The organism is Pseudomonas sp. MWU12-2020, from assembly GCF_023100605.1.
Classification (GTDB): domain Bacteria; phylum Pseudomonadota; class Gammaproteobacteria; order Pseudomonadales; family Pseudomonadaceae; genus Aquipseudomonas; species Aquipseudomonas fluorescens_H.
In genome coordinates this window covers 1-26202 of sequence record NZ_JALMEX010000004.1, presented here as the reverse complement: position 1 = coordinate 26202, position 26202 = coordinate 1, and the positions used below count along the sequence as shown (strand labels likewise).

Here is a 26202-nt window from a genome sequence, read left to right as displayed (position 1 = left end):
GCAGAGAGGGCTTGGTCGCTTGGATCAGTTCTTTTTGATCAGGCCGTAGATCACCAGCAGCACGATCGCGCCGACCAGTGCACCAATGAAGCCTGCGCCCTGACCTGCCTGATAGATGCCCAGGGCCTGGCCGCCGTAGGTGGCTGCCAGCGAACCGCCGATACCGAGCAGGATGGTCATGATCCAGCCCATGCTGTCATCGCCCGGTTTGAGAAAGCGTGCCAGCAGGCCGACGATCAAGCCGATAAAGATGGTTCCGATAATTCCCATGGCATTTCCCTCTGAATAGTAGATATGCGAAAGCCTAGTCAGACTTTCGCATCCTGCCATCAGAGAACGGCGGCCCCGCAATGGTTCCGCCGCGGCCAGATGAAACTGCTTTTACTCGGCGATCAGCGCTTCGACCTTGACGATCTGCGCCTGCAGCGTGGCCATGTCGGCGCAGCGCAGGTTGGCGTGACCGACCTTGCGCCCGGCCTTGAAGGCTTTGCCGTAGTGGTGCAGATGGCAATCTTCGATGGCGATGACCTTCTCCACCGGCGGAACCACGCCGATGAAGTTGAGCATCGCGCTCTCGCCGACCTTGGCCGTCGAACCCAGCGGCAGGCCGGCAACGGCACGCAGGTGGTTTTCGAACTGGCTACACTCGGCGCCTTCGGTGGTCCAGTGCCCGGAGTTGTGCACGCGCGGGGCGATTTCGTTGGCCTTCAGGCCACCGTCGACTTCAAAGAACTCGAACGCCATCACGCCGACGTAATCCAGGTGCCTGAGCACGCGGCTGGAATAGTCTTCAGCCAGCGCCTGTAGCGGGTGATCGGTGCTGGCCACCGACAGCTTGAGGATGCCGCTGTCGTGGGTGTTGTGTACCAGCGGATAGAACCTGGTTTCGCCATCGCGGGCACGTACGGCGATCAGCGAGACTTCGCCAGTGAACGGCACGAAGCCTTCCAGCAGGCAGGCAACGCTACCCAGCTCGGCGAACGTACCAACCACATCTTCCGGCTTGCGCAGGACTTTCTGGCCCTTGCCGTCGTAACCCAGGGTGCGGGTTTTCAGCACGGCCGGCAGACCGATGGCAGCCACGGCGGCATCCAGGTCGGCTTGCGACTGAATGTCGGCGAAGGCCGGGGTCGGGATGCCCAGGTCCTTGAACATGCTCTTCTCGAACCAGCGGTCGCGAGCGATGCGCAGGGCTTCGGCGCTCGGGTACACCGGCACGAATTGCGAGAGGAACGCCACGGTTTCGGCCGGGACGCTTTCGAACTCGAAGGTCACCAGATCGACTTCATCGGCCAACTGGCGCAGGTGATCCTGATCGCCGTAATCGGCCCGCAGGTGTTCGCCCAATGCCGCGGCGCAAGCGTCCGGCGCAGGGTCGAGGAAAGCGAAGTTCATGCCCAGCGGAGTGCCCGCCAGCGCCAACATGCGGCCCAACTGGCCGCCACCGATTACACCGATCTTCATCTCAACAACCTCAGGCAATACGTGGGTCTGGATTGTCCAGGACGCTGTCTGTCTGCTCGGCACGGAAGGTTTTCAGTACCGCGTGGAACTGTGGATGCTTGGCGCCGAGAATGCTCGCCGAGAGCAGCGCAGCGTTGATCGCGCCGGCCTTGCCGATGGCCAGGGTGGCAACCGGAATGCCGGCCGGCATCTGCACGATCGACAGCAGCGAATCGACGCCCGAGAGCATCGACGACTGCACCGGAACGCCCAGCACCGGCAGGTGGGTCTTGGCCGCACACATGCCTGGCAGGTGGGCTGCGCCACCGGCACCGGCGATGATCACCTCGATGCCGCGGCCCTCAGCCTCTTCGGCGTACTGGAACAGCAGATCCGGGGTGCGGTGGGCAGAAACCACCTTGACCTCGTACGGGATGCCGAGCTTTTCCAGCATATCGGCGGTGTGGCTAAGGGTGGACCAATCGGACTTGGAGCCCATGATCACGCCAACCAGTGCACTCATCGTCGCGCCTCTTCTCTCTGGGCGCCCGCAGGCGCGTCAAAAACAACAAGCCACGCAGGATTGCGTGGCTTGATTGTACGAAAAATGGCCGGACGTGCCGGCCGAAGGCCGCGCAGTATACCGCAAAGAAAGCAATAAACAGCCCCCGATTCGACCATCTGTCAGCCGAGGCAATACAGCGGTTTTATTGACTCGAGAATCAAGAACATCCCTCCTGAACTGCACCCGATAAACGCCAAGTAAAGAGCATCAGGAAATAAAAGCTAAAACACTAACCAGCCGCGTCACACGCTACCAATGTTATATAAACAACGTGAAGTTGCGGCAACTTGCGAACTTCAACTTAATAAAATATTTCGCCCTTATTAAATCATCAATATTTTCGGCACCCACCACCGAATCCAGAAACCATCGGAGCATTTAAATGCCACACCCATTGCTGTTATTAGTGTTTGTTCATAAGGATCTGGCAGATCATGACGCTGATGATATTTACGAAAAACAATTCAAATGGTTGGCCAAGGAATTCGAAACACTTTCCGGACGGCCGCTCGCAATCCTTTTCAAGTCACCCTCAGACGCGCCGGCCCTCACAGACCTGAGCTACAAGATTGACAGCCCGGAACAGACACTTCTTTCCTGGTCTAAAAAAGTCGAACAGCATAAACAGACCCAACCCGCCGACACTTATACCAACCACACGCGCAAGTATCTTCTGCTGACACGCGACAATCTCAGCAGCACGGTTGCAGGGATTGCAAGTCAAACGGGCTTTGTTGCCATTGCATCCATTAACGGTGACCAGACGCCCGCGCATGAAGTGGGGCATATGTTCGGCGCACGCCATGAAGACTTCGAGGTTTATTACAACGGTTGGTGGGATGAAACCATCATGGCCTCCGGATCGCTTGAATCCTCTCTCAGAGGCAATGCCAAACGCTTCAGTGATAAAAACCGGGAAAGAATCCGCAAGTATCTCGAAGAAAATGCTTGAAACGCTTTAAATCATGAACAACAGCGTGAAAGCCCATTGGGACTTTCACGCCTGGGCCCCTCAAGTCGTCGGGCCGGCTGCCCCGCCCTCAAGCTTGCGCCACAACAAGCGCACGTTGGCCTTGCGCACCAGTGCGCAGCGATAAAGACGAATCTCCAGCGGCACATGCCATTGCGGGCCGCCGCAAACAACGAGTTCACCTCGGCCAAGTTCGGCGCGCACGCTCAATTGCGGCACCCAGGCAATGCCGAGGCCTTCCAGCGCCATGCTCTTGAGGCTATCGGCCATGGCGGTTTCGTAAATGGTGGTAAAGCGCAACTGACGCTGGCGCAGCAGACCATTCACCGAACGCCCGAGAAACGCCCCGGCGCTATAGGCCAGCAGCGGAACACTGGCTTCGCCTTCCAGATCGAACAGCGGTTTGCCATCGGCGTCCGCTGCACACACCGGCAGCATTTCGGTCTGGCCCAGGTGCAGCGACGGGAAGATTTCCGGGTCCATCTGCATTGCCGCGTCCGGGTCGTAGAACGCCAGCATCAGGTCGCAGCCACCCTCGCGCAGCGCGTGCACCGCGTCGCCAACGTTGGTCGCCACCAGCCGCGTGGCGATGTTCAAGCCTTCGTTGCGCAGTTGCGCGATCCAGCGCGGGAAGAAGCCCAGCGCCAGCGAGTGCGCCGCCGCGACCTGGATCACCTCGCCCTGCCCGCCTTCCAGATGATGCAGATGACGCAGCACTTCACCGAGCTGTTCGACCACCGTGCGCGCGGTCACCAGAAATAGTTGCCCGGCCGCCGTCAGCTCGATCGGCGTGCGCGAACGGTTGACCAGCGTCAGCCCCAGTGCGGCCTCGAGGCTGCGGATTCGCCGACTGAAGGCCGGCTGGGTCACGAAGCGCCGTTCGGCCGCCTGCGAGAAGCTGCGGGTGGCGGCCAGGGCACTGAAGTCCTCGAGCCATTTGCTTTCCAGATTCATCACGTCCTCCCGGACACGCACCAAAACAGGTCACACGTCTGCCGCGCACGCGGCGTCACACCGGCATTATGCCGAATGTGCATAGGCCAGTGTTTAACAGCATTGGCCCAAAAAATCCCGGAAGCCTAGCATTCGCAGCGTTCCGGCATAGACCGGGTCCATATCGAGATGATTTCTATCATGTCCTCCGCTGCATCTTTCCGCACAGAAAATGACCTGCTTGGCGCCCTCGAAGTACCGGCTCAAGCGTATTACGGCATCCAGACCCTGCGAGCGGTGAACAACTTCCGTCTCTCCGGCGTTCCGATTTCGCATTACCCGAAACTGGTTGTCGGTCTGGCCATGGTCAAACAGGCCGCCGCTGACGCCAACCGTGAGCTGGGTCATCTGAGCGAAGCCAAGCACGCTGCCATCAGCGAAGCCTGTGCCCGATTGATCCGCGGTGATTTCCACGAAGAGTTCGTGGTCGACATGATTCAAGGTGGCGCCGGTACCTCCACCAACATGAACGCCAACGAAGTGATCGCCAACATTGCACTCGAAGCAATGGGTCACCAGAAAGGCGAGTACCAGTACCTGCACCCGAACGACGACGTCAACATGGCGCAGTCGACCAACGACGCCTACCCGACCGCGATCCGCCTGGGTCTGCTGCTGGGTCACGACGCGCTGCTGGCCAGCCTCGACAGCCTGATTCAGGCATTCGCGGCCAAGGGTGAAGAATTCAACCACGTCCTGAAGATGGGTCGTACCCAGCTGCAAGACGCCGTGCCGATGACTTTGGGTCAAGAGTTCCGTGCTTTCGCCACCACCATGGGCGAAGACCTGGCCCGTCTGAAGACGCTGGCCCCGGAACTGCTGACTGAAGTGAACCTGGGCGGCACCGCGATCGGCACCGGCATCAATGCCGACCCGCGTTATCAGGCTCTGGCCGTACAACGCCTGGCACTGATCAGCGGTCAGCCGCTGGTGCCCGCCGCCGACCTGATCGAAGCCACCTCCGACATGGGCGCCTTCGTGCTGTTCTCCGGCATGCTCAAGCGCACCGCGGTCAAGCTGTCGAAGATCTGCAACGACCTGCGCCTGCTGTCCAGCGGCCCGCGCACCGGCATCAACGAGATCAACCTGCCAGCGCGTCAGCCAGGCAGCTCGATCATGCCCGGCAAGGTCAACCCGGTGATTCCGGAAGCCGTTAACCAGGTGGCCTTCCAGGTCATCGGTAACGATCTGGCGCTGACCATGGCAGCCGAAGGCGGCCAACTGCAGCTGAACGTGATGGAGCCGCTGATCGCGTTCAAGATCCTCGACTCGATCCGCCTGCTGCAACGCGCCATGGACATGCTGCGCGAGCACTGCATCGTCGGCATCACCGCCAACGAAGCGCGCTGCCGCGAACTGGTCGAGCACTCGATCGGTCTGGTCACCGCGCTGAACCCGTACATCGGCTACAAAAACGCCACCCGCATCGCCCGTATCGCCCTTGAAAGCGGCCGCGGCGTGCTGGAACTGGTGCGCGAAGAAGGCCTGCTCGACGAAGCGATGCTCGCCGACATCCTGCGCCCGGAAAACATGATTGCCCCGCGTCTGGTTCCGCTCAAAGCCTGAGCCGACGCGTTACTTGTAGCACCGCTCACCAGGTCGAGGGACTAGACACCTCTCACCTTTTGAGGGCTTGGGGATCAGTCCCCAAGCCCTTTTTTTTAACTTTCTGACCCTGAGACCCGTATGTCTGGGGACTGATCAATGTAGAGGTGAGCCTTGTGGTGAGGGGATTCATCCCCGATGGGTCGCGAAGCGGCCCCAAAACCTGCATTCGCGATGTAACAAATACACCGCGTGCAATGATTTGCGACTGCTTCGCAGCCGATCGGGGATGAATCCCCTCGCCACAGGGTTTGCATCAACACAAATGCAGTTCCCGCACAAGCCCGGCGCCGGTAACGCCGGGTGTTTCAACGCTTCGTTTCGTCGCTTGCACCACGAGCGTGCAGACGGGCGCCGCACTGATCGGTATAGTGCCGCCCCTCTTCGCGTGAGCGGTCGTCGGTAACGAGGCCATAACCCATGCGAAACCCGAACTAATAACAAACCCGCGAAATGGATCCGGGACGAAACCATCGCCTCACCTGTCGTGCCGCGTGCACACCGGTGTAACACGATGTTTCCACCGTCCAGTATTTGCTTACACAAAAAACAGCGAGGAAAAATCCATGCTCGAAGTCATCAACGACTTCCTCTCAGGGAAAGTACTGATCGTGCTCATTGTCGGGCTCGGTAGCTACTTCACGATTCGCTCGCGTTTCGTTCAATTGCGGCACTTCTTCCACATGTTCGCGGTGTTCCGCGACAGCCTCAAAAGCAGCGGCGGGCAACTCAGCTCGTTCCAGGCCCTGATGCTCAGCCTTGCCGGCCGTGTCGGTGCAGGCAACATCGCCGGTGTCGGCATCGCCGTAACCCTCGGCGGGCCAGGTGCGGTGTTCTGGATGTGGGTGACCGCACTGGTCGGCATGTCCAGCAGCTTCTTCGAATGCACCCTGGCTCAGGTCTACAAGCGCGCCGATGGCGACGGTCTGTACCGTGGCGGCCCGGCCTACTACATCCAGCACGGCCTGAAGCTGAAAGGCATGGCGGTGGTGTTCTCGATCCTGCTGCTGGTCACCTACGGCTTCGCCTTCATCGGCCTGCAGTCCTACACCGTGACCCACTCGCTGCAGAACGCCTTTGCCTTCGACCCACGCCACACCGGGATCGTCCTGGCGGTGCTGCTGGCCATCACCTTCATCGGCGGCATCAAGCGCATCGCCGCGGTGTCCGACCTGCTGGTACCGGTCAAGACCCTGGCCTACATCGGCGTGACCCTGTACGTGATCGGCACCCAGATCGAACACGTGCCAGCCATGCTGGAAACCATCTTCAAAAGCGCCTTCGGTCTCGACCCGGCCTTCGGCGGCCTGCTCGGCAGCGCCATCGTCATGGGCGTGAAGCGTGGCGTGTTCGCCAACGAAGCGGGCCTGGGCAGTGCGCCGAACGTCGCCGCCGTGGCCTCGGTGAAACACCCGGGCGCTCAGGGCGTGGTTCAGGCTTTCAGTGTGTTCCTCGACACCTTCGTGATCTGCACCTGCACCGCGCTGCTGATCCTGTTGTCGGGCTTCTACACCCCGGGCTTCGAAGGTGACGGCATCGTCCTGACCCAGAACTCGCTGGCCGCCGTGGTCGGTGACTGGGGCCGCATCTTCGTCAGCGTCGCGCTGTCGCTGTTCGTCTTCACCTGCATCCTCTACAACTACTACCTGGGCGAGAACAGCCTGCAGTTCCTCAGCCGCAACCGCGCCTTGCTGATGGTTTTCCGCGGCCTGGTGCTGGCGCTGGTGGTATGGGGTTCGATGCAAGACCTCTCGACCGTATTCGCCTTCGCTGACATCACCATGACCTGCCTGGCCTTCGTCAACCTGATGGCCCTGGCCATGCTGTTCAAGGTCGGCATGCGCGTGATGCGCGACTACGACGAACAGCGCCGCGCCGGCATCAAGCAGCCCGTGTTCGACTCGAGCAAATTTGCCGATCTGGACCTGGACCTGAAGGCCTGGCCGGCCGAGGCGCCAGCCGCCGGCAAGACCGCAGCCGAGCCGCAAGGCGTGCCTGCAGCGCAACGCTGACAGGTGAATGACGGGCGCATCCCCTGCGCCCGTCAGTTACAGTGCAATGCATTACCTGTGGGAGCGGGCTTGCTCGCGAATGCGGTGAATCAGTCGACATTTTTGTATCTGACCCACCGCATTCGCGAGCAAGCCCGCTCCCACAGGAACTCATCGTTTCGGAGAATCCTATGAACCCTTCGACTTATCCCGCCGCCCAACACGTCATGGTGCTCTACACCGGTGGCACCATCGGCATGCAGGCCAGCGCCAACGGTCTGGCCCCGGCGTCCGGTTTCGAAGCCCGCATGCGCGACTACCTGCACAGCCAGCCTGAGCTGGTGGTGCCGCAGTGGCGCTTCCGGGAAATGGCGCCGCTGATCGACAGCGCCAACATGACCCCGGCCTATTGGCAGCAACTGCGTGAAGCAGTGGTCGATGCGGTGGACGTGCAAGGCTGCGACAGCGTGCTGATCCTGCACGGCACCGACACGCTTGCCTACAGCGCTGCGGCGATGAGTTTCCAGTTGCTCGGCCTGCATGCCCGCGTGTGTTTCACCGGCTCGATGCTGCCGGCCGGCGTCACCGACAGCGATGCCTGGGAAAACCTCGGTGGCGCGCTGGTTGCTCTAGGTCAGGGTCTGGCGCCGGGCGTGCACCTGTACTTCCATGGCGAGCTGCTGGCGCCGACCCGCTGCGCGAAAGTGCGCAGCTTCGGCCGGCATCCGTTCAAGCGCCTCGAACGTCAGGGCGGCGGGGTGAAAGCGCCGTCGATTCCGGCCGCACTGAACTACAACCAGCCGAAACAACTGGCCAAGGTTGCTGTGCTGCCACTGTTCCCCGGCATCGGCGCCGAGGTGGTTGATGGCCTGCTGGCCAGCGGTATCAGAGGTCTGGTGCTGGAGTGCTACGGCAGCGGTACCGGGCCGAGCGACAATCCAGAATTCCTCGCCAGCCTCGGCCGCGCGCGGGACAACGGTGTAGTGGTGGTCGCGGTCACGCAGTGCCATGAAGGCGGTGTCGAGCTGGATGTGTATGAAGCCGGCAGCCGTTTGCGCGGCGTTGGCGTGTTGTCCGGTGGCGGCATGACCCGCGAAGCGGCGTTCGGCAAATTGCAGGCACTGCTGGGTGCAGGCCTGGAATCGGCCGAAGTGCGGCGCCTGATCGAACTCGACCTGTGTGGCGAACTGATCTGACGCAACGCAATACCTTGCAGGAGTGAGCCCCTGTGGCGAGGGAGCTTGCTCCCGCTCGACTGCGCAGCCGTCGCAGTGTTTTGGGGCCGCTGCGCGCCCCAGCGGGAGCAAGCTCCCTCGCCACAGCAGCCCTCACACTGTTTGATCCGCGTACGGCATATAACTTGCTGCCGTTTCCAGCATCCCCAGGCTGGAAGATCTTATGCTGCACTCCCACCTCACCACGCTCAACGCCGTCTCGCTGGTGCTCAACACCTTCAAGGCTGAAGGTTTGTCGAGCGACGCGCTGCTGGCCGGCAGCGGCATCAGCACGGCAGATCTGGCCCGTGCCGACACGCGCATCACCACCAATCAGGAAATGCAGGTCTGCGCCAACGCGGTCGCGCTCAAGCATGACATTGGCCTGGAACTGGGGCGGCGGATGCACGTGTCCTGCTACGGCATCCTCGGTTACGCGCTGCTCACCAGTGCCACCTTAGGTGACGCTTTGCGCCTGGCGATTCGCTATCCGGCGCTGCTGGGAACACTTTTCGAACTGAGCCTGGAAGACGATGGGGAGCAGGTCTGGTTCGTCGCCGCCGATTACCGCGAGAGTCCGTCGATGGCGGTGTTCAACGCGGAATTCTGCCTGGTGTCGTTGAAGGTCATCTGCGACGACTTGCTCGGACATCCGCTACCGTTGCGGGCGACACGTTTTGAACATGCCGCGCCGGATTATCGCGACAGCTATGCCGAGCACTTCAACAGCCCACTGCATTTCGCCGCCAAGGACAACGCCTTCGCCTTCGACCGGCGCTGGCTCGATCAACCGTTGCCACTGGCCGACAGCATCACCCACCAGGCCATGGCCGAACGCTGCCGCAAACAGAACATCGAGTTCACCGGACGGCAAGCGTGGCTGGGGCGGATCCGCCAGTTGCTCAGTGCCCAGCTCAATGCAGCACCGGGGCTTGAGGGACTGGCCCAGCAGATGAAATGTTCGCCGCGCACCTTGCGCCGCCATTTGAAGGACATGGGCAGCAGTTATCAGGAACTGCTCGACGAACTGCGCTTCGAGCGGGCCAAGCAGATGCTGTGTGAGGATCAGTTGCCGATCTACCGGATTGCCGAAACGCTGGGTTTCAGCGAGACCGCGAGTTTCCGCCATGCGTTCGTGCGCTGGAGCGGTGTTGCGCCGAGTCAGTACAGACCCTGAAGATCAAAAGATCGCTGGCTTGGGCAGCTCCCAGACTGGAGTCGGCTGACGTGAGCCGACTGATCGAATTCGACCTGTGTGGCGAACTGATCTGATAAAAACTGGAAAATGCGATTCGGAGCATCAATAAACCTTCCTGCAAAACTCACGCAGGAAGGTTTAACAATCAAGCTAAGGTTACTTCAAATTTACCTTGCTCCAGTTTGGAGTCACCAGGCCGGCCGCTTTCCACATCGTCCACCAGCCCAGTGATTTTCTTGCTGTTCTCTTGCCAATCCACATGAATCCAGCCTTTTTCCGCCAACCACTCTTGCTTGGCATTCTGAAACAGGAAATAAACGGGCTCACCTCCCCCGGTAAATTCCACTTTTTTATTCAAATACTGCTTCTCAATAATTATTGAAATAAGGTGGTTAACTTCAGGATTCCCCCCACTCAGATCGAATCTCAGAACAATGTCTTTTTCGCGTATTTCGGCATGACTGACCGGAAGGGAATGCTTTTTACCGTTAATTTTAATGTCGAATTGACCTTCGGTTGCCTTTTTGATGCCCCGAAAGAACTCCGGCGAATATTTTTCAAACTTTGAAGTACTCATACAAATCTCCTTTTGCAAATCATCAAGTCAATGTTCATAGGAATAGCCCACCTCTACCCTCAAACAGCCAGAGGTAAGCATTTGGCAACCTAGACCCAACTTATCAGGCTGTCAAAAAACAAATATATAAATAAAAATATGCGACAAACGGTATTAAATTCGAGAGAAACCTGTAATTTCTGACAGTAGACCGCGCATGTTTTCAACTTTAAAATTGGCATGCGTCATGCCTTAAGCCAACTAAATACAATAATAAAAAATCATTATAGACCGACTTAAAACTTCTCACTCACTGTTAAAAACCAAACTTCAAGATCATTTCCAACTTATCAACCATGATTAGCTGCGCATAATTTTCTGAGTTTTTAATGTGGCTCGCGAATGCGCAGTGTCAGTCGCCATCATTGCATCTGACATACCGTATTCGCGAGCAAGCCCGCTCCCACAAGGACGCATTGCATGGCTGAGTCGGAGCTTGACTGCATTGAGAGGAGGGGCGAATTGCGGTCAGAGTTTTTGGCCATATCGATCCCCTTTTGGCCTTTCCTGCCGTTCTCCGATTCGCCGCGCGCCGCAACACTGGGGGCAACCAAATCAGCCCCTGCGGAGAACAACAAATGCTGACGATCTACTCGGACGATCACCACCTGCACCACGGCCGCTGCGAACTCATCGATGGACAGCTCAAGCCGTGCTTCGAAATGCCGTCGCGCGCCGACCACGTGCTGCAACGGGTCAAGAATCAGAATCTCGGCCCGGTGGAAGCGCCGAAGGATTTTGGCCTGGAGCCGATCGCGCGGATTCACAGCCGCGACTACCTCGACTTCTTCAAAGGCGCATGGGCGCGCTGGACCGAATTCAACACCGACGGCGACCTGCTGCCCTACACCTGGCCAGCGCGCACCCTGCGGCAGATCAAACCGACCAGCCTGCACGGCCAGCTCGGTTACTACAGCTTCGACGGCGGCGCGCCAATCACCGCCGGCACCTGGCAAGCAGCCTACAGCGCAGCACAAGTCGCCCTCACCGCCCAGGCCGAAATCCAGCGCGGCGCGCACAGCGCCTTCGCCCTGTGCCGGCCACCGGGCCACCACGCCGCCGGCGATTTGATGGGCGGTTATTGCTACCTCAACAACGCCGCCATCGCCGCCCAGGCATTCCTCGATGCCGGCCACAGGAAAGTCGCGATCCTCGACGTCGACTATCACCACGGCAACGGCACTCAGTCGATTTTCTACGAGCGCAGCGACGTGCTGTTCACCTCGATCCACGGCCACCCGGAAGCCGAGTTTCCGTTCTTCCTCGGCTACGAAGATGAACGCGGTGAAGGTGCCGGTGAAGGCTTCAACTTCAACTATCCGCTACCGGCCGGCTCCGGCTGGGACACCTGGAGCGCTGCACTGGAACAGGCCTGCAACGAGATCGACAGCTACGGCGCCGACATCATTGTCGTGTCGCTGGGCGTCGACACGTTCAAGGACGATCCGATCTCGCAGTTCAAACTCGACAGCCCGGATTACCTGGCCATGGGCAAGCGCATCGCCGCCCTCGGCAAACCGACGCTGTTCGTCATGGAAGGTGGCTACGCGGTGGAAGAAATCGGCATCAACGCAGTAAATGTGCTGGAAGGTTTTGCACAATGAGCCGACTCAAGCACTGCATTGCGCCAGCCCTGTGCGCGGCGCTGCTCAGCGTCGGCGCCCACGCCGAAGAACGCACCCTGCGCGTCTACAACTGGTTCGACTACATCACGCCCAAGGCGCTGGAAGACTTCAAGGCACAGAACACCCAGACCAAACTGGTCTACGACATCTTCGACACCAACGAAGCACTGGAAGCCAAGCTGCTGACCGGCAACTCCGGCTATGACGTGGTGGTGCCGTCCAACGTGTTCCTCGCCAAGCAGATCGAGGCCGGCGTATTTCAGCCGCTGGATCGCAGCAAGCTGCCGAACTGGAATCACCTCGATCCGAAACTGATGAAGCTGATCGAGGCCAACGACCCGGGCAACCAGTTCGCCGTGCCGTACATGTACGGCACGATCCTGATCGGTTTCAACCCGGCCAAGGTCAAGGCCGCGCTGGGCGACAACGCGCCGGTGGACAGCTGGGACCTGATCTTCAACGAAGACAACATCAGCAAGCTCAAGCAGTGCGGCGTCGCCCTGCTCGACTCGCCGTCGGAGATCCTGCCACTGGCCCTGCAACACCTGGGTCTGGACCCCAACAGCAAAAACCCGGCGGACTATGCGAAAGCTGAAGCGCTGCTGATGAAGATCCGGCCGTACATCACCTACTTCCACTCCTCCAAATACATGGCCGATATCGCCAACGGTGACATCTGCGTCGCGGTCGGTTACTCCGGCAGTTTCTCGCAGGCGGCCAACCGCGCCAAGGAAGCGAAGAACGGTGTCGTGGTCGACATGCGCCTGCCCAAGGAAGGCGCACCGATCTGGTTCGACATGCTCGCCATTCCCAAGGGCGCGAAGAACCCGGAGGACGCCTACACCTTCATCAACTACCTGCTGCAACCGGCGGTGATTGCGCCAGTCAGCGACTTTGTCGGTTACCCGAACCCGAACAAGGACGCCACGCAACTGGTCGATCCGGCGATCCGTAACAACCCCAATCTGTACCCGACCGATGCGGCAATGGGCACGCTCTACACCCTGCAACCGCTGCCGCGGGATGCCGAGCGGGCACGCACCCGGGCCTGGACCAAGATCAAGTCCGGCACTTGAGCCGCCGCTGAACCCGAGACCCGCACCGTTGCGGGTCTTTTTTTGCCGGCGATATCTATGTACCACCCGACGTCCTGACCAGCGCCCTACCTTCGCCCTTGTCCGGCACTGCACACCGCAGGCCGCCAACGTCAGACAAGGATTTGGTCATGCCCGAAAGCACCGCCCCCAGCGCTGTCGATGTACTCACACAATTGGTCAGCGGCCCCTCGCTCACCGAAGTCGCCTCAGGGGCCCTGCGCCCCGCTCTCGCCGGGATGGATCCGCCGGTGACCATCGACCCGGCGCTGGCGCTGATTGCCACCCCGACCTGGCTGGTCGATGACGACGGGATCGAGGTCGGGCCTTACCAGATCGAATCGCTGACCGATGCGCTGGTCCGCCTGAGCCTGTCGGGCACAGCGGTCACCTTCATCGGCGGCGAACACTTTCTGACCCAGGAATCGGGTATCCAGCTGCCCGTGAAGATCGAGGCCATCGGCGCCCTGCTCAACGAACTCGCCCCGCTGTTGTTCAAGGCCTATGAGGAGCAACAGATCGAGTACTGGAACGATATCGTCAGCCCCTCCGTGCCGCGCTGGCATCAGCTCTCGCAGTCGTTGCAGCAGCTGTGGAACGTCAGCGACGACAACGGCTGGGACGCCGATCAGCGTGCTATGGCGCGTGCCGTGTTCAATCAACCGGACAAACGCCTGCGCGCCCCCACTGATCCCTATCAGACCCGCGCCTGCCTGATTGATCTGGACCTGGATGAAGCATCCACCCGCCGCCACCTCAACATTCTCGACACGGTCGTGCTGGTCGGAACCGTCGGCCCGCGCACCCTGATCATCAGCCATTCGCTACCCCGAGGTTTCCAGCGTTTCGACAGCTTCGCCGAGCTGCAACAATCACTGCACTGGCCCGTGGCAGGCGGCGTTGGCGACATCCACGTGAAGTGGCGACTGTTCGAACCCCAGGGCAATTTTTTCGCTCACCAGGCCTGCGCGCTGATTGCGCTGGAAGCCCAGGCGATTGGTGACATCGACTTCTTCCAGCGTACCGGGCGCGGGATATCGCGCTCCCGTCGCGATGACGACAGCGTCGCCCCCCACCCTTCGGCCGCCATCGTCCGCGTCGAGCAATCGTTGCCGGCATGGCTGGCCAGCGCTGCGCCCGCCGATCAGGCTCGCTACAGCCGGCATCTGCTGGATCTGGTCGCCGTGCAGCAACAGAACGCCGGGAAGACCTTCCAGACCGAGGTGCCGGGCATTCAGGCATTCACCCTGGAAAAGTTGAACGACGCCATCCATCTGGCACCGGACAAGAAGTTCGCATTGCAGGATGTGGAACTCACCGACACCAGCGTGGTGGTCTGGGGCACGTTCGTGGCACCGGAGCATGAACAGACCCTGACCCTGTCCCTGGTTGAACTGGCGTTGCAGAATCTGTCGGGCTTGCCGCTGGGTAACTTCAGCGTGCGCTACCGCGATGGTGTGACGGCGGTTCCGTCCTGGATGACCCCGGTGTATCTGACAACCCTGGTGAGCAAGGTGAACATCGGCAAGGCCTACCCCCAGTTTCTGCAAAACCGGCTGATCACAGACGCGACCCAGGCTGCCCGCCTGCGCCAGCTCTATAGCCGTCAGTTGCCGATCGAACTGCCGCTGCTGGCGTTGCAACACAAGATCCGCGGCGAAGCCGGTGTGGATGAGCTGGGTTATCGCTATGTGGCCGCCGCGTTGGCCGCTGAGCCGGCGGACCGCCAGGTCGACGGCCAGGACATCGTGATTCGCCCGCTCGCCTTCGTCATGGGCGGCAACAGCGACGAAGTGCTCAACATGTTCGTGATCGGTCCGCGCGCGACGGACTCCGGCCCGTGCCTGCTGTATCGCCCGCTGCTCGAAGCACCGCTGTTGCAGTACCCGTCAACCGCCAACCTGCTGTACGCCATCAAGCATTCGCGAACGTTGCGCCAGTCGGTGCTGGCCTGGTTGCCGGACCGCGTGCGCTTCAACTATTCACAGTATGTGTTCCCCGGGGCGTTGCCCTCGGTATGGACGATCCCGCAGCTGTTGATCGACCCGACGGCGGCGCCCGACCCGGATGCCAATGTGACCCTGGGCACCCGCGTGCTTGAAGGCGACCTGCTGGCGACCCTGTTTCAGCGCAACGCCGAGGCACTGGTGACCCAGGCCGATCGCAGCAGCACCTCGAATGCCGAGGCGCGTTGGGCCAGCCTCAAGCAGGGCGGCTGGGCGCTGTTCAATGCGGCGCTGCCATTTCTGGGACGCGGCGTCGGCACTGCTGCATGGGTGTGGCAAATCCTCGATGACCTGCAAAGCCTCGCCGACACCGAGGACCAACAGCAGACGCTGGACTGGACAGCGCTGACCGACCTGCTGCTGTCGCTGGGCATGGTTCTGGCCCATCGCGCCGCCACCCGCAAACCGGTACCGCACAAGGCTGTGGAAAGCCCCCATGAACAGACTCGCCCGATCAGCAGCCCCACCACCCGCCCGCTGATCCGCGTCTCCCGCCTGCCGGACATCGGCGGTGCGCAACTGCCGGACGACCATCAACTGTCATTGCACATTCTCGGGGCCTTGCACCCTGCACCCGCGGACCTCGGCACCTTCCTCGACAGCCTGAAAGTCAGCCGGCCCGAAGCCCTGTCCGCTCCCGCCAGCGACGGCGCGCATCGCCATCTGCGCAGTGCCGGACAAAAATGGTACGCCGAGGTCGGCAGCCGCTGGTTCGAGGTCGCACTCAACGACAACGATGACGTGCAGATCATCGACAGCCGTCAGCAACCGCCCCGCAGCGGCCCCCTGCTGATCGGTAATGCCCGCGGTGAATGGTTCATCGACCTGCGCCTGCGCCTGCGCGCCGGCGGCCTGAAGAGCCGGCGCAAGCAGCTGCAGGAGGCGAACGCGGAAAATTTACGCCAGAAAAAACAGGCCATCCGCGACTTCGAAGCAAGCCTGAAAGACCAGCGCAGCCAACTTGTCACGGTGCGCCGCGCCATGCTCGAGTCCACGCCGCAGACTGCCGAAGCCGCGCGCCAGCAGTTTCTCGATACCCTCGAGAGCCAGATGCAGGCCTACAGCGTGCACATCGACGGCCTCAAAGAGCTGAACATTCTTGAAGCGGTGCCCAACTACCGTACCGCGATGGTCGACCGCATCTCCCTGCAACTGTTTCTGATGCAGTCATGGATCGAAGAAACCTACCCGGCCTTTCGCCAGAGCATGGAAGTCACCCTTGGATTGCTCGATGAAACCGCTGACAACGCGGCCAGCGATCGCAGCGATCCCTTCGAGAAAATGGCCGAATTGACCAAAGGCATCATCGATAAAATCGAGTTCGCCCACGAGCGCTTCGCCGAACTGAGCCTGCTGGGCAAAGAGGGGGTGGATACCATCCGACAGTACAAGCCTCGGCTGCCGCAATTTTCCCTCGACGACCTGAAGCTGCTGCAGATCACGCTGGGGCAAGAGCTGTGCCTGACGGCCGAGCCGGGTGAGTTCCGCGCGCAAGCCCGTGTCGATCTGGAAAGCCTGATCGAAGATGCCTCGCTGAATATTCAGAGCGCGCTGGACCTGAGCGCTGAAGAGAGCCTGGAACAGCTCGGCGAACGTATCGACGCGATGAACAATCTGGTGGAACAGTTCGACGTCATCGAACAGCGCTTCACCGATCTCGTCACCGAGTATCCGCAGGAGCTGATGACCGAACGGCTGGAGGACATCAAAAAACGCGTGGGCGGATTCCAGCAGGACGCCGTGCAGCAGTTGTCCAACCTGCTGCGCGAACAACGCCTGGTGGAACCGGTGGCCGGCCCCTCGAAATCGCCGACACCCCCGGCGCGCAAAATCATCAAGACCCGTTACAAGGGCACGCTGGTCGGCCAGCCCCGGCGCAGTGCCGACGGCAAGGACAGCGATCTGGTCGATGTGCGCGCGCCGCTGACCGGCCGCGTGATCGCCACGTTCCACGAGAAGACCCCGGGCAACTGGGTCGAACGGGTACCGGCCAGGCCAGGTACGTCGCCTCGCCCAAGCCCCGATCTGGCGAAAAGCCTGCAGGACGGACAAGCCCTGATCGACGGCTTGCCGGTGTTTCGCCGGCGTACCCAGGCGCACATTGATCGGGCGCAACGCAATCCGACGGAGATCGAGGAAACCTACTATCTGCACGCCACGCGATTGCACGAGGCCATGGAAAAAGTCGATCAGGCACTGGTCGCCGGCAACCACACCGAGAGCCGCACGGTCTCCGCTTCGGCGTTGCGCCAGCAACTCGATACCGAGGCCAAGGCACTGTATGCCACCGGGCGCAGCGCCCGAATCAGCCTGACCAAACAACAACCGCCCACGGCCGCGCGCGTCGAGTGGCTGCTCGGCAAGGGCGAAGTGAGCATCGGCAAAACCACCGAGCGCCGGCGCCTCAAAGGGCCGCGCAAGGATTACCTGCTGGAATACTCGATTCTCGACCGACCGAGCGGCCGAGTCCTGTGGTACGCGCACTTTCACTACGCTGCGCCGACAGACCCGCTGACCGCCTTCACCGCCGCGCACCTGAAAACCGTTGAGCAACGGCTCCTGGGCGGCGCTTACGTCGAACGCGACAACCGCAGCAACCAGGAGCTGATCGCGATTCACCGCAGCAGCATCAGCCATACGCAAGCCGCTGCGGTGTTCTTCGCCTGACCGGCATCCAAGCCCGCGCACACCGCGCGGGTCTGGATGCACCCTATACATATCTACCACCCGGGCCGGTGGAGGCCTCGCTACTGTCGGTTGCATGCGGCAGGTGCCGCGCCATCCACCCTCCTACCGGTGCAGATTCCATGAGTGACACAACCCGAACCAACGTTGTCCCCCAACTGCAGAACAAAAGTCGCCTGATCGAGCAGACCAGCGGCGGACCGATCCTCCACGACGCCGCCGCACACCTGTTGCGCATCAGCCTGAAGCAGCATATTCCGCAACTGCCGATCGACCCGGACAAAGCCATGCTGATCACCCCGCTCTGGCAGGCGCAGGGAGAACGTCTGGTGAGCCACAGCAGCCACTTCGAATCGCTGACCCATGCGCTGGCGCGGCAGGCGTTCACCCAGGACAGCGCCAACTACATCGAAGGCGAGCACTTCCTCACCCTGTCCCCGAACGACGCCGAGCCGGTGCACCTGCCGGTCGGCATGGACGCGATCACCACAATCCTCAACGAAACGGCCCCGGCACTGTTCCTCGGTTTTGCCAAAAGCCAGTTGCACTACTGGAATGAAACCGTTGACCGCCAGCCGCGCTGGCAACAGCTGTCCGACAACCTGAGAAATGCCCTGAACGTACGCACCGCCAACGGCTGGACGGTCGATGAGTGCAGCCTCGCCCGGCACGTCGCGCAACAGCCGGAGAAGACGCTGCGCGCGACGGCCGGTGGCGGTTTGACCAACATACGCGCGCGTCTGGTTGACCTCGATCTGGTCTTCGACCTGGCGGAGAGCAGCCGCACCCGGCACCTGATGCTCGCCGGTGCGCTGGTGCTGACCGCAACAGCCGGCGATCGAGAGCTGATCGCGCTGTACACCATCGAAGATGGCTACGAATCGTTCAGTTCACTGGCGCAACTGGCCGCCACGTTGCCTGAGCGCATCGACATGGATTTGAGCGGCCGGGGTCTGAAGTGGCGGTTGTATGAACCCGACGGCAATATTTTCGATGCCATGGTCCAGGCGCTGGTGGGTTGTCAGCTCGACGCAATCGAGTCTCTGGATCCCGCCAGCCGTTCGCCGCTGGCCCGGTTCGGCGCACGCCAGCCCTATGGCGAGGTCATCGAGTCGCAGGACAACGCACGCTTCGAACAGCTGGAGCAGGCCATCCCCGAATGGCTCAAGAACGCATCGCTTGAAGATATCCAGCGCTACAGCACTGACCTGAGCGCCTTGGGCAACTTGCGGGGCGGCCCCGACAGCGACGCGTTCGATGTCCGGGAAGTCCCGCTGATCCTCGACTATGCCGAGCAGAAGATGCGCGCCGCCATCCTCGCCGAGCAGCCTCCTGAACAGGCTTCACTGCTGCGCCTGGATGACCTGCGGATCACCCTCACTGACAGCTTCGAGGCCGGCGGATTCGTTCTGCCCGATCCGCACAGCATCCGCGAGTTGAGCCTCGGCGAATTTGCCCTGCGCAACACGCCTGCCTACCTCACGACTATCGACTACGCCGACGGCACCTCCGCGCCAGCCTGGCTGACGGTCAAACTGCTGCAACGCATCGCCGGTGAGGTGAACATCGGTGAACACTACCCGCAGTTGATCAAGCGCACCCTGATTGATGACCCGGTTCAAGCCCGGCGCCACAAAACCCGCTACTGCCGCCAGTTGCCATGGCTGCTGTCGATCCTGGCGCTGGAGTGCAAACTCAAGCATCAGGGCGATGTCGACGAGCAGGGTTATCGTCTGGTTCGCCAGTTGCTCGATTCGATCACCGCGCAGACGCCCGTCGCGCAGTGGCCGGTGCAGATCCGTCCGCTGGCGTTCGTCCCGCGCTTTCGTCTGAGCCAAACGTCCGACACCGTGGCGAACATGTACATCATCGGCCCACGGGACGGCAGCAGCGGTCCGTGTCTGCTGTATCGACCGCTGCTCGAGCAACCGCTGCGCCAGTTCCCCTCCGCGCAGAACCTGCTGTACGCGTTTTACCAGCCCGGCGAACTGCAGGACTCGATACTCGCCTGGCTGCCGACCCGGGCACTGAGCTTCGAGTACGCTCAGTACGTGTTTTCCAGCGGCCTGCCCTCGCCATGGACCGTGACCGAACTGGCCTTCGAGCCGTTCATTCACCTCGACCTGACCGCCGCCGTCGACCTCGCCAACACTCCCCTGAGCGGCGATATCTTCGCCACGCTGTTTGCCAGCAACAGTCAGGCGATGGCCGACCTTGCCGATCGCCAGTCGACCTCCAACGCCGAGCGCCGCTGGGCCCTGCTGGTGGACAGCGGCTGGGCGCTGTTCGGCGTTGCCGCCAACTTCCTCAGCGGCCCGGCGGGCGCGGCGGTCTGGGTCTGGCAAACCATCAGCCAGATCCAGCAGGCGCTGGATGCCCATGAACAAGGCGCAACCTCGGTTGAATGGTCGTCGATCGGCGACGTGCTGCTGACACTGAGCATTCTGCTGGTGCAGAAGGTGGCGATTCGGCGCATCCAGCCCTCCGGCCCGCGCAGCGAAAATACTGCGGGATACCGCCTGCGCTCCGACCGATTGCCGGCGATCGCGATGCCCCACGAGGCACCACCCCGCGTCGTTCACGACCCCGTGGAACTGACGTCCGTTGATCCCGCGCCACAGCCGTCGCTGCTGGTATCCACCCCGCTCACGCGCAACACGCAGCCCTCGTTCCTGCTGACGATCGAGCGCTTGAAAGTGCCGAGGCCGGCCCTTGCCGCCAACGCTCAGGCCAACGCCCGTCATCTCTACGAGTTCGCCGGAAAGCTGTACGCCCAGGTCGGCGAACGCTGGTTCCAGGTCCGCGCCGAGACGGACGAGCCGGTGCAGATCCTCGACCCGGAGCATCCGGCGCGCCCCGGCCTGTGCATCCGGCTCGACCCCAAAACCCTGCGCTGGCACTGGGATTTGCGCCTGCGCCTGCGTGGCGGTGGCCCCACGCGGCGTATCGACGCCTTTGTCCGGGAACGGGAGGCGCGCAAGGACGAAGCCTGGGCGGCACTGCGTCGTTTCTTCGCACAGGAGGCCCCCCGCAAGGCCGGTCTGGACGAGGCCCTGTTGCCCCTGGACACTGGCGACCAGAACACGCCGTTGTCTGAAGAGGCGATCAGCACCTACATCGCCAAGGCCGACGATTTGTCCACAGGCTACCGTCAGGCCCTGGCAGAGCTGGAAAAGTGGCGCGAGGCGGGCGGCACCGGAGGTGTTTATCAAGCTGAATTAATGCGCATGACCGTCGAACAGCACCGCTTCCTAAGCGGCTGGATGCGCATGAAATTGCGCGAATACGCGCACATTGTCGCGCCGCAAATCAGCCCGCTGGAGCCGGCACAGACCCGTTCGCGGTCAGTGCAGATGCAGGCCGCGAGCAAGGCCATCGCCGTCAGCGACGAAATGGTCGAGCGTCTCGAGCATCTGTACAGCTCGCTGAACACCTTGCAAAAGCACACCTCAGCCACGCGCAAGGTGGCCGCTGATCTCAAGCGGCTGATGCCTTCGTTTAGCCGCCGCGACCTGCACGCCAATGAGATCGGCATGTCCATCGAGCTGTCGATGCTGGAGGCGCCGGACAGCGTGCTGGACCCGTTACGGGAGCTGATCGGACCGATTTTCGAGAGCGCGGCGGACGCCGGCCATCAACTGGTCGAGCGGCGTCACCAGCTCACGCCGAACGTCGAGAAATTGAGCAGCGTGGTCGACCGGCTCGCCGATGCAGAGCGCCGCCTTGAGGATGTATTTGCAAGCTCGTCCGCACAGTTGGAGCCGGTTCGCTTCCAGCGCATTCAGTATCTGGTCAGCGATTTTCACCAGATCGCGCGCGAGCACTTGCTCAAGCTCCTGCCGGAACCGCAAGAGTTGCCGGCGACCGTCACCGCCAGAGCCGAACCCACGCCCTCCACTTCCCGCGCCACCGGCAAGGTCAACAAGTCCCGGCCGCGGGTCATCGAAACCTCCAGGCCCGCGTCCAGCGCAACCTCCACGGCGCATGCACAGGAAGAACTGCCGCTGATCAGGACCATTCACAAACAACCGGCTACGACCCCAAACCTCAGCGATGAGCAAATGGTCGGCAGTGCCATGCAGATGCTCCAGGAACTTGAGCCGCTGATCCGGCGCTGGCGCACCGATGCCCAGCGCCCGTCGCGCATTCCCGCCGACATGCAGGATCTCTTCGACCAGCAGGCCACCCGCCTCGATCAGCGGGCGGCAGATATCGACGCGATACTCGCCCGGCGGCGCGCCGAACTGCCGGTGGGCAGTCTCCCTACAGAACTGCGCGAGGCGGCGGCGCGCCTGCGTCGCGAAGGTATCAGCGTCTACGGCAGCATGCTCACCGGGCGCAGACCCCGGGAGAGTTATCTGCAATGGCTGCATCAACACGGTCTGGTACAGATCGTCAAAAACGACCACGGGCGGATCCGCACCAAAAAGCGCAAGGACTACTTTCAGGAGTATCAGATTCTCGACCAGCGTCGCCAGAACAAACCCTTGTGGGTCGCCCATTTCCACTACAACTCGCTGACCGATCCGAGCGACCGCTTCACCGCCGCACACCTGAAAATCGCCGATGGCTATCTGCAGGAACTGCCGGCTAAAACCCGGCTGGAGTTGGAGCGATTCGATGCCGTGGATAACGCGCTGCGGCGGATCGTCAGCCCGACCATCAGGGACCTGTTTATCCACCCCCGCCAGCAGGACCCGGCCGCTGGCTGAAAAGCGTCGACGCGATCAGGCGCACCAGACCCTGCGCAGCCGTGCCAGAGCCGCTTGAATATCGGCCTCCGGCACGGCGGCGAAACCCAGCACCAGACCGGCGCGCCGATCCATCGGGGTGCGCGAGTCAGGCAACCAGTAGCTGCTCAGGCCATTGACCTCGACACCGACGCTCTCGGCCTGGGCAATCAGCTCACGCTCACGGGCAATGCTGTCCACGGCGACCGTCAGGTGCAAACCGGCGGCCACCGCGGGCAGCCCGCCAACGCCTTCGATGGACTCCGGCCAGTGCGCCAGCAGACAGTTGCGCCGACTCAGGGCGGCGCGCCGCATCCGGCGGATATGCCGTTGAAAATGTCCGGCGGCCATGAATTCGGCCATCACCGCCTGGGTGCTGACTTCTGAATGCCGCACGTCCACCGCGCGGCGTCGGGCGAAGGCCTGCACCAGCCCCTGCGGCAACACCAGATAGCCCAGACGCAGCGCCGGAAAGGCGACTTTGCCGAAGGTGCCGACGTAGAGCACCCGGCCCTGACGATCCAGTGCCGCCAACGGTGCCAGCGGTGCGCCGCTGTAACGGTACTCGCCGTCGTAATCGTCCTCGATGATCCAGCCCTGGCTGCGCTCGGCCCAGGCCAGCAGTTCAAGCCGCCGGGCGAGGCTCATGACCACACCGGTCGGGTACTGGTGGGAAGGTGTGACATAGGCCAGGCGGCAGTCGGCAATTTGCCCCAGCGCTGTGCAATCAATGCCGTCCTGATCCACAGGCACCCCGTGCAACCGGCCCCCGGCTACCGCAAAGGCATGTCCGGCTGCGCGGTAGCCGGGATTCTCGATGCCCACCGCATCGCCCGGCTCCACCAGCAGCTGTGCACAAAGGCTGATGCCCTGCTGCGCGCCACTGGTGATCACTATTTGCTCAGCGGTGCATTGCATGCCGCGCGAACTGCGCAAATACGCGGCGATCAATCCGCGCAGACGCTGATCCCCGGCCGGATCGCCGTAACACAGTTGCTGCAGATCGGGTTTGCGCCAGAAAGCCGCGTTGAGCTTGGCCCAGACCTCGAACGGGAACAGATCGAAGGCCGGCACACCGACCCGAAAAGCCTTCGGCGGGCCACTTGGCGGTAACGATAAATGGTTGTTTTCCAGGCGCTGCGCAGCACCGCTGTGGATAACTTTACTGGATGGAATCACAGGTAAATCCAGCCAATTTGTGGATAAGGCTGTGGGTAAGCCTGTTGAAAACCCTGTGGATACTTTTGTGGATAGTTTTTTCGTGGGCAATGCGCTTTGCGGCAATTGGGCGACATACGTGCCGTCCCCGACCCGGCCTTCGATGAAGCCTTCGGCGTACAACTGATCGTAGGCGCGCACCACGCTGTTGCGGGAAATCGCCAACGCCGTCGCCAGATCACGGCTGGCCGGCAGCCGCGTGCCACTGGCCAGACGCCCGTCCAGCACGCGCAGACGCAGCGCCTGATAGAGCTGGCGGCTCAAACCCTGACGGCGGTCGAGCTCGATACCGGCCGGATTGAACGGCATGGACAGCGTGGGCGATTCGGGCATGACAATGGACCTATGAAATTGGTCATCAATGGCTCTTACAACAGACCAATAGCCTGCCTAGGATGCAGGCATTCGCCAAGGAAAATCTCTCCATGTACACGCCCCGCGCCTTTGCCATCGACGAACTGTCGCAACTGCACGAACTGATCCTCGCCAGCCGTCTCGCGATTCTGGTGAGCCACGGTGAAAACGGCCTGCAAGCCAGCCACGTGCCGGTACTGCTGCACCGCGAACAAGGCCCGAACGGCACGCTGTACGGGCACCTGGCCAAAGCCAATCCGCAGTGGAAAGACCTGCGCGACGGCGCTGAAGCGATGCTGATATTCGCTGGCCCCGACGCCTACGTCAGCCCGGGGTTTTACCCGAGCAAGGCCGAGCACGGCAAAGTCGTGCCGACCTGGAACTACGTCGCGGTGCACGCCTACGGTCACGCCGAAACCTTCAGCGACGGCGGGCGCCTGCTCGACATCGTCAGCACGCTGACGGATCGCCATGAAGCCGGCCGCGCGCAACTGTGGAAGGTCGACGATGCGCCGGCCGACTATATCGACGGCATGCTCAAGGCCATCGTCGGTTTCGCCATTCCCATCGATCGCCTCGAAGGCAAACGCAAGCTCAGCCAGAACCGCAGCGCCGAAGACATTGCCGGCGTGCGTGAAGGCCTGGCTGCCAGCCCCGACATCAATGACCAGACCCTCGCCCACTTGATGCGTTAAGGAAATCAGCATGAGTCAGATCGACATCCGCCCGGTGACTGCCGGCGACCACGCCGCCTGGCTGCCTCTGTGGCAAGCCTACCTGCGCTTCTACAACAGCGAATTGCCGGACGCCGTCAGCCACAGCACCTGGCAGCGTTTCCTCGACCCGAGCGAGCCGACCCACGCCGCCCTCGCCTGGGCCAATGGCAAAGCGGTGGGCATGGTGCATTTCATCTACCACCGTTCGAACTGGAGCATCGAAAACTCCTGCTACCTGCAGGACCTGCTGGTGGCGCCAGATACCCGTGGCACCGGCGTCGGTCGCTTGCTGATCGAACACGTTTACGCCACCGCCAAGGCCGACGGTTGCTGCAAGGTGCATTGGCTGACTCACGAAACCAATGCCACCGCGATCCAGCTCTACGAGCGCATCGCCGAACGCCCGGGATTCATCCAGTTTCGCAAAGCCATTTAAGGAGCCGCGTACATGACCACTGCACTTGCCGACTGGAAAGGCGTCCCCGCCCCCACCGCCACCTTGCTCGAAGGCCGGTTCATCCGCCTGGAACGCCTCGACCCGGCGCGCCACGGCGACGAGTTATTCAATGCCCTCGAAGGCCCCGGCGCCGACCCGAAGCTCTGGGATTATTTGCCCTATGGGCCGTTCCCGCAGCGCAGCGTTTTCAATGACTGGCTGAACAATCATGCGGCCAGCAGCGATCCGTATTTCTTCAGCGTCATCGACCGCGTCACAGGTCAGGTGCAGGGCATCCTCAGCCTGATGTCGATCGTCCCGGCGCAGGGTCGCATCGAGATCGGCCACGTCACCTTCGGCGCGCCGATGCAACGTTCGCCGAAGAGCACCGAAGCGGTTTACCTGCTGGCCAAATACGCCTTCGAACAGGGCTACCGGCGCCTGGAATGGAAGTGCAACAACGGCAACGCCCGCTCCAAATACGCCGCCGAACGCCTGGGCTTCAGCTTCGAAGGCGTGTTCCGCCAGCACATGGTGGTCAAGGGACAGAACCGCGATACCGCGTGGTATTCGATTGTGGATGCGGAGTGGCCGGCGATTGCGGCAGGTTTCGAGAGGTGGCTGTCCGATGAAAATCAGACGCCCGACGGGCAGCTGAAAGCCTTGGTTGAATGCCGTAGTTAAATCGTCAAAGCAAAAGATCGCAGCCTGCGGCAGCTCCTACAGGGTGAACGTCAATCCCA

General features: G+C 61.7%; 18 protein-coding genes. 12 read left to right on the top strand and 6 right to left on the bottom strand.

Going from position 1 to position 26202, the window contains the following annotated elements:
- Window positions 1-24: 24 nt before the first annotated feature.
- The 3 genes from M0814_RS10435 to purE all read right to left on the bottom strand — a co-directional run bounded on the left by M0814_RS10435 (window position 25) and on the right by purE (window position 1966).
- The gene (locus M0814_RS10435; protein ID WP_003229635.1) at window positions 25-270 is read right to left on the bottom strand and encodes a GlsB/YeaQ/YmgE family stress response membrane protein; all 246 of its coding nucleotides are present in this window, start codon (window positions 268-270) and stop codon (window positions 25-27) included.
- Window positions 271-381: 111 nt separating this feature from the next.
- On the bottom strand, window positions 382-1464 hold the full coding sequence (locus tag M0814_RS10430; RefSeq protein WP_103484632.1) for a 5-(carboxyamino)imidazole ribonucleotide synthase: 1083 nt from the start codon (window positions 1462-1464) through the stop codon (window positions 382-384).
- Between the two features lie 10 nt (window positions 1465-1474).
- The gene (purE, locus tag M0814_RS10425) at window positions 1475-1966 is read right to left on the bottom strand and encodes a 5-(carboxyamino)imidazole ribonucleotide mutase (protein WP_003229641.1); all 492 of its coding nucleotides are present in this window, start codon (window positions 1964-1966) and stop codon (window positions 1475-1477) included.
- Between the two features lie 424 nt (window positions 1967-2390).
- On the opposite strand from purE, the gene M0814_RS10420 reads away from it, so the two are divergent.
- A complete protein-coding gene (locus M0814_RS10420) occupies window positions 2391-2960 on the top strand; it encodes a hypothetical protein (RefSeq protein WP_003229643.1) in 570 nt (189 codons plus the stop codon).
- Between the two features lie 60 nt (window positions 2961-3020).
- On the opposite strand, the gene M0814_RS10415 is transcribed toward M0814_RS10420, so the two are convergent.
- Window positions 3021-3932, bottom strand: a complete 912-nt coding sequence (locus M0814_RS10415; protein WP_045122682.1) for a LysR substrate-binding domain-containing protein — start codon at window positions 3930-3932, stop codon at window positions 3021-3023.
- Between the two features lie 180 nt (window positions 3933-4112).
- Between M0814_RS10415 and aspA the strand changes: the two genes are divergently transcribed.
- From aspA to M0814_RS10395, 4 genes are all read left to right on the top strand, one after another.
- Complete coding sequence (gene aspA / locus M0814_RS10410) at window positions 4113-5537, top strand: aspartate ammonia-lyase (RefSeq protein WP_003229645.1); 1425 nt, start codon at window positions 4113-4115, stop codon at window positions 5535-5537.
- Between the two features lie 605 nt (window positions 5538-6142).
- Window positions 6143-7588, top strand: coding sequence for an alanine/glycine:cation symporter family protein (locus tag M0814_RS10405; protein ID WP_103484633.1), 1446 nt, complete (start codon window positions 6143-6145; stop codon window positions 7586-7588).
- A gap of 170 nt (window positions 7589-7758) precedes the next feature.
- Complete coding sequence (locus tag M0814_RS10400; RefSeq protein WP_003229649.1) at window positions 7759-8763, top strand: asparaginase; 1005 nt, start codon at window positions 7759-7761, stop codon at window positions 8761-8763.
- A gap of 202 nt (window positions 8764-8965) precedes the next feature.
- Complete coding sequence (locus tag M0814_RS10395; RefSeq protein ID WP_003229651.1) at window positions 8966-9958, top strand: AraC family transcriptional regulator; 993 nt, start codon at window positions 8966-8968, stop codon at window positions 9956-9958.
- 166 nt (window positions 9959-10124) lie between these two features.
- Here M0814_RS10395 and M0814_RS10390 read toward each other — a convergent pair whose 3' ends face one another.
- Window positions 10125-10556 (bottom strand): hypothetical protein, encoded by a 432-nt coding sequence (locus M0814_RS10390; protein ID WP_103484634.1) that lies wholly within the window; start codon window positions 10554-10556, stop codon window positions 10125-10127.
- Window positions 10557-11173: 617 nt separating this feature from the next.
- On the opposite strand from M0814_RS10390, the gene M0814_RS10385 reads away from it, so the two are divergent.
- From M0814_RS10385 to M0814_RS10370, 4 genes are all read left to right on the top strand, one after another.
- A complete protein-coding gene (locus M0814_RS10385) occupies window positions 11174-12199 on the top strand; it encodes a histone deacetylase family protein (protein ID WP_103484635.1) in 1026 nt (341 codons plus the stop codon).
- On the top strand, window positions 12196-13296 hold the full coding sequence (locus M0814_RS10380) for a polyamine ABC transporter substrate-binding protein (protein ID WP_003229657.1): 1101 nt from the start codon (window positions 12196-12198) through the stop codon (window positions 13294-13296). The genes M0814_RS10385 and M0814_RS10380 overlap by 4 nt, the downstream gene beginning before the upstream one ends.
- A gap of 149 nt (window positions 13297-13445) precedes the next feature.
- On the top strand, window positions 13446-17987 hold the full coding sequence (locus M0814_RS10375) for a DUF6543 domain-containing protein (RefSeq protein WP_103484636.1): 4542 nt from the start codon (window positions 13446-13448) through the stop codon (window positions 17985-17987).
- Window positions 17988-18127: 140 nt separating this feature from the next.
- Window positions 18128-22717 carry a DUF6543 domain-containing protein gene (locus M0814_RS10370; protein ID WP_103484637.1) on the top strand — a complete coding sequence of 1530 codons (4590 nt, stop codon included), beginning with the start codon at window positions 18128-18130 and terminating at the stop codon, window positions 22715-22717.
- A gap of 15 nt (window positions 22718-22732) precedes the next feature.
- Here the strand turns inward: M0814_RS10370 and M0814_RS10365 are convergent, their stop codons facing one another.
- Window positions 22733-24286: a PLP-dependent aminotransferase family protein gene (locus tag M0814_RS10365; protein WP_103484638.1), complete on the bottom strand. Its 1554-nt coding sequence runs from the start codon at window positions 24284-24286 to the stop codon at window positions 22733-22735.
- Window positions 24287-24378: 92 nt separating this feature from the next.
- On the opposite strand from M0814_RS10365, the gene M0814_RS10360 reads away from it, so the two are divergent.
- From M0814_RS10360 to M0814_RS10350, 3 genes are read left to right on the top strand one after another with little or no spacing between them, the layout of a single operon-like run.
- Entirely contained in the window at window positions 24379-25002 is a 624-nt protein-coding gene (locus tag M0814_RS10360) for an FMN-binding negative transcriptional regulator (RefSeq protein WP_103484639.1), read from the top strand.
- Window positions 25003-25012: 10 nt separating this feature from the next.
- Window positions 25013-25459, top strand: a complete 447-nt coding sequence (locus tag M0814_RS10355) for a GNAT family N-acetyltransferase (RefSeq protein WP_103484640.1) — start codon at window positions 25013-25015, stop codon at window positions 25457-25459.
- A 12-nt stretch (window positions 25460-25471) separates the two neighbouring features.
- Window positions 25472-26143, top strand: a complete 672-nt coding sequence (locus tag M0814_RS10350; protein ID WP_103484641.1) for a GNAT family protein — start codon at window positions 25472-25474, stop codon at window positions 26141-26143.
- The last annotated feature ends 59 nt before the right edge of the window (window positions 26144-26202 follow it).

What these genes read in the sequence shown, in the direction of transcription:
- M0814_RS10360 (WP_103484639.1), top strand. Translation starts at nt 24,379, where the DNA reads ATGTACACGCCCCGCGCCTTTGCCATCGACGAACTGTCGCAACTGCAC.
- purE (WP_003229641.1), bottom strand. Translation starts at nt 1,966, where the DNA reads ATGAGTGCACTGGTTGGCGTGATCATGGGCTCCAAGTCCGATTGGTCC.
- M0814_RS10435 (WP_003229635.1), bottom strand. Translation starts at nt 270, where the DNA reads ATGGGAATTATCGGAACCATCTTTATCGGCTTGATCGTCGGCCTGCTG.
- aspA (WP_003229645.1), top strand. Translation starts at nt 4,113, where the DNA reads ATGTCCTCCGCTGCATCTTTCCGCACAGAAAATGACCTGCTTGGCGCC.
- M0814_RS10390 (WP_103484634.1), bottom strand. Translation starts at nt 10,556, where the DNA reads ATGAGTACTTCAAAGTTTGAAAAATATTCGCCGGAGTTCTTTCGGGGC.
- M0814_RS10355 (WP_103484640.1), top strand. Translation starts at nt 25,013, where the DNA reads ATGAGTCAGATCGACATCCGCCCGGTGACTGCCGGCGACCACGCCGCC.
- M0814_RS10385 (WP_103484635.1), top strand. Translation starts at nt 11,174, where the DNA reads ATGCTGACGATCTACTCGGACGATCACCACCTGCACCACGGCCGCTGC.
- M0814_RS10400 (WP_003229649.1), top strand. Translation starts at nt 7,759, where the DNA reads ATGAACCCTTCGACTTATCCCGCCGCCCAACACGTCATGGTGCTCTAC.
- M0814_RS10420 (WP_003229643.1), top strand. Translation starts at nt 2,391, where the DNA reads ATGCCACACCCATTGCTGTTATTAGTGTTTGTTCATAAGGATCTGGCA.
- M0814_RS10365 (WP_103484638.1), bottom strand. Translation starts at nt 24,286, where the DNA reads ATGCCCGAATCGCCCACGCTGTCCATGCCGTTCAATCCGGCCGGTATC.
- M0814_RS10370 (WP_103484637.1), top strand. Translation starts at nt 18,128, where the DNA reads ATGAGTGACACAACCCGAACCAACGTTGTCCCCCAACTGCAGAACAAA.
- M0814_RS10430 (WP_103484632.1), bottom strand. Translation starts at nt 1,464, where the DNA reads ATGAAGATCGGTGTAATCGGTGGCGGCCAGTTGGGCCGCATGTTGGCG.
- M0814_RS10380 (WP_003229657.1), top strand. Translation starts at nt 12,196, where the DNA reads ATGAGCCGACTCAAGCACTGCATTGCGCCAGCCCTGTGCGCGGCGCTG.
- M0814_RS10415 (WP_045122682.1), bottom strand. Translation starts at nt 3,932, where the DNA reads ATGAATCTGGAAAGCAAATGGCTCGAGGACTTCAGTGCCCTGGCCGCC.
- M0814_RS10405 (WP_103484633.1), top strand. Translation starts at nt 6,143, where the DNA reads ATGCTCGAAGTCATCAACGACTTCCTCTCAGGGAAAGTACTGATCGTG.
- M0814_RS10375 (WP_103484636.1), top strand. Translation starts at nt 13,446, where the DNA reads ATGCCCGAAAGCACCGCCCCCAGCGCTGTCGATGTACTCACACAATTG.
- M0814_RS10395 (WP_003229651.1), top strand. Translation starts at nt 8,966, where the DNA reads ATGCTGCACTCCCACCTCACCACGCTCAACGCCGTCTCGCTGGTGCTC.
- M0814_RS10350 (WP_103484641.1), top strand. Translation starts at nt 25,472, where the DNA reads ATGACCACTGCACTTGCCGACTGGAAAGGCGTCCCCGCCCCCACCGCC.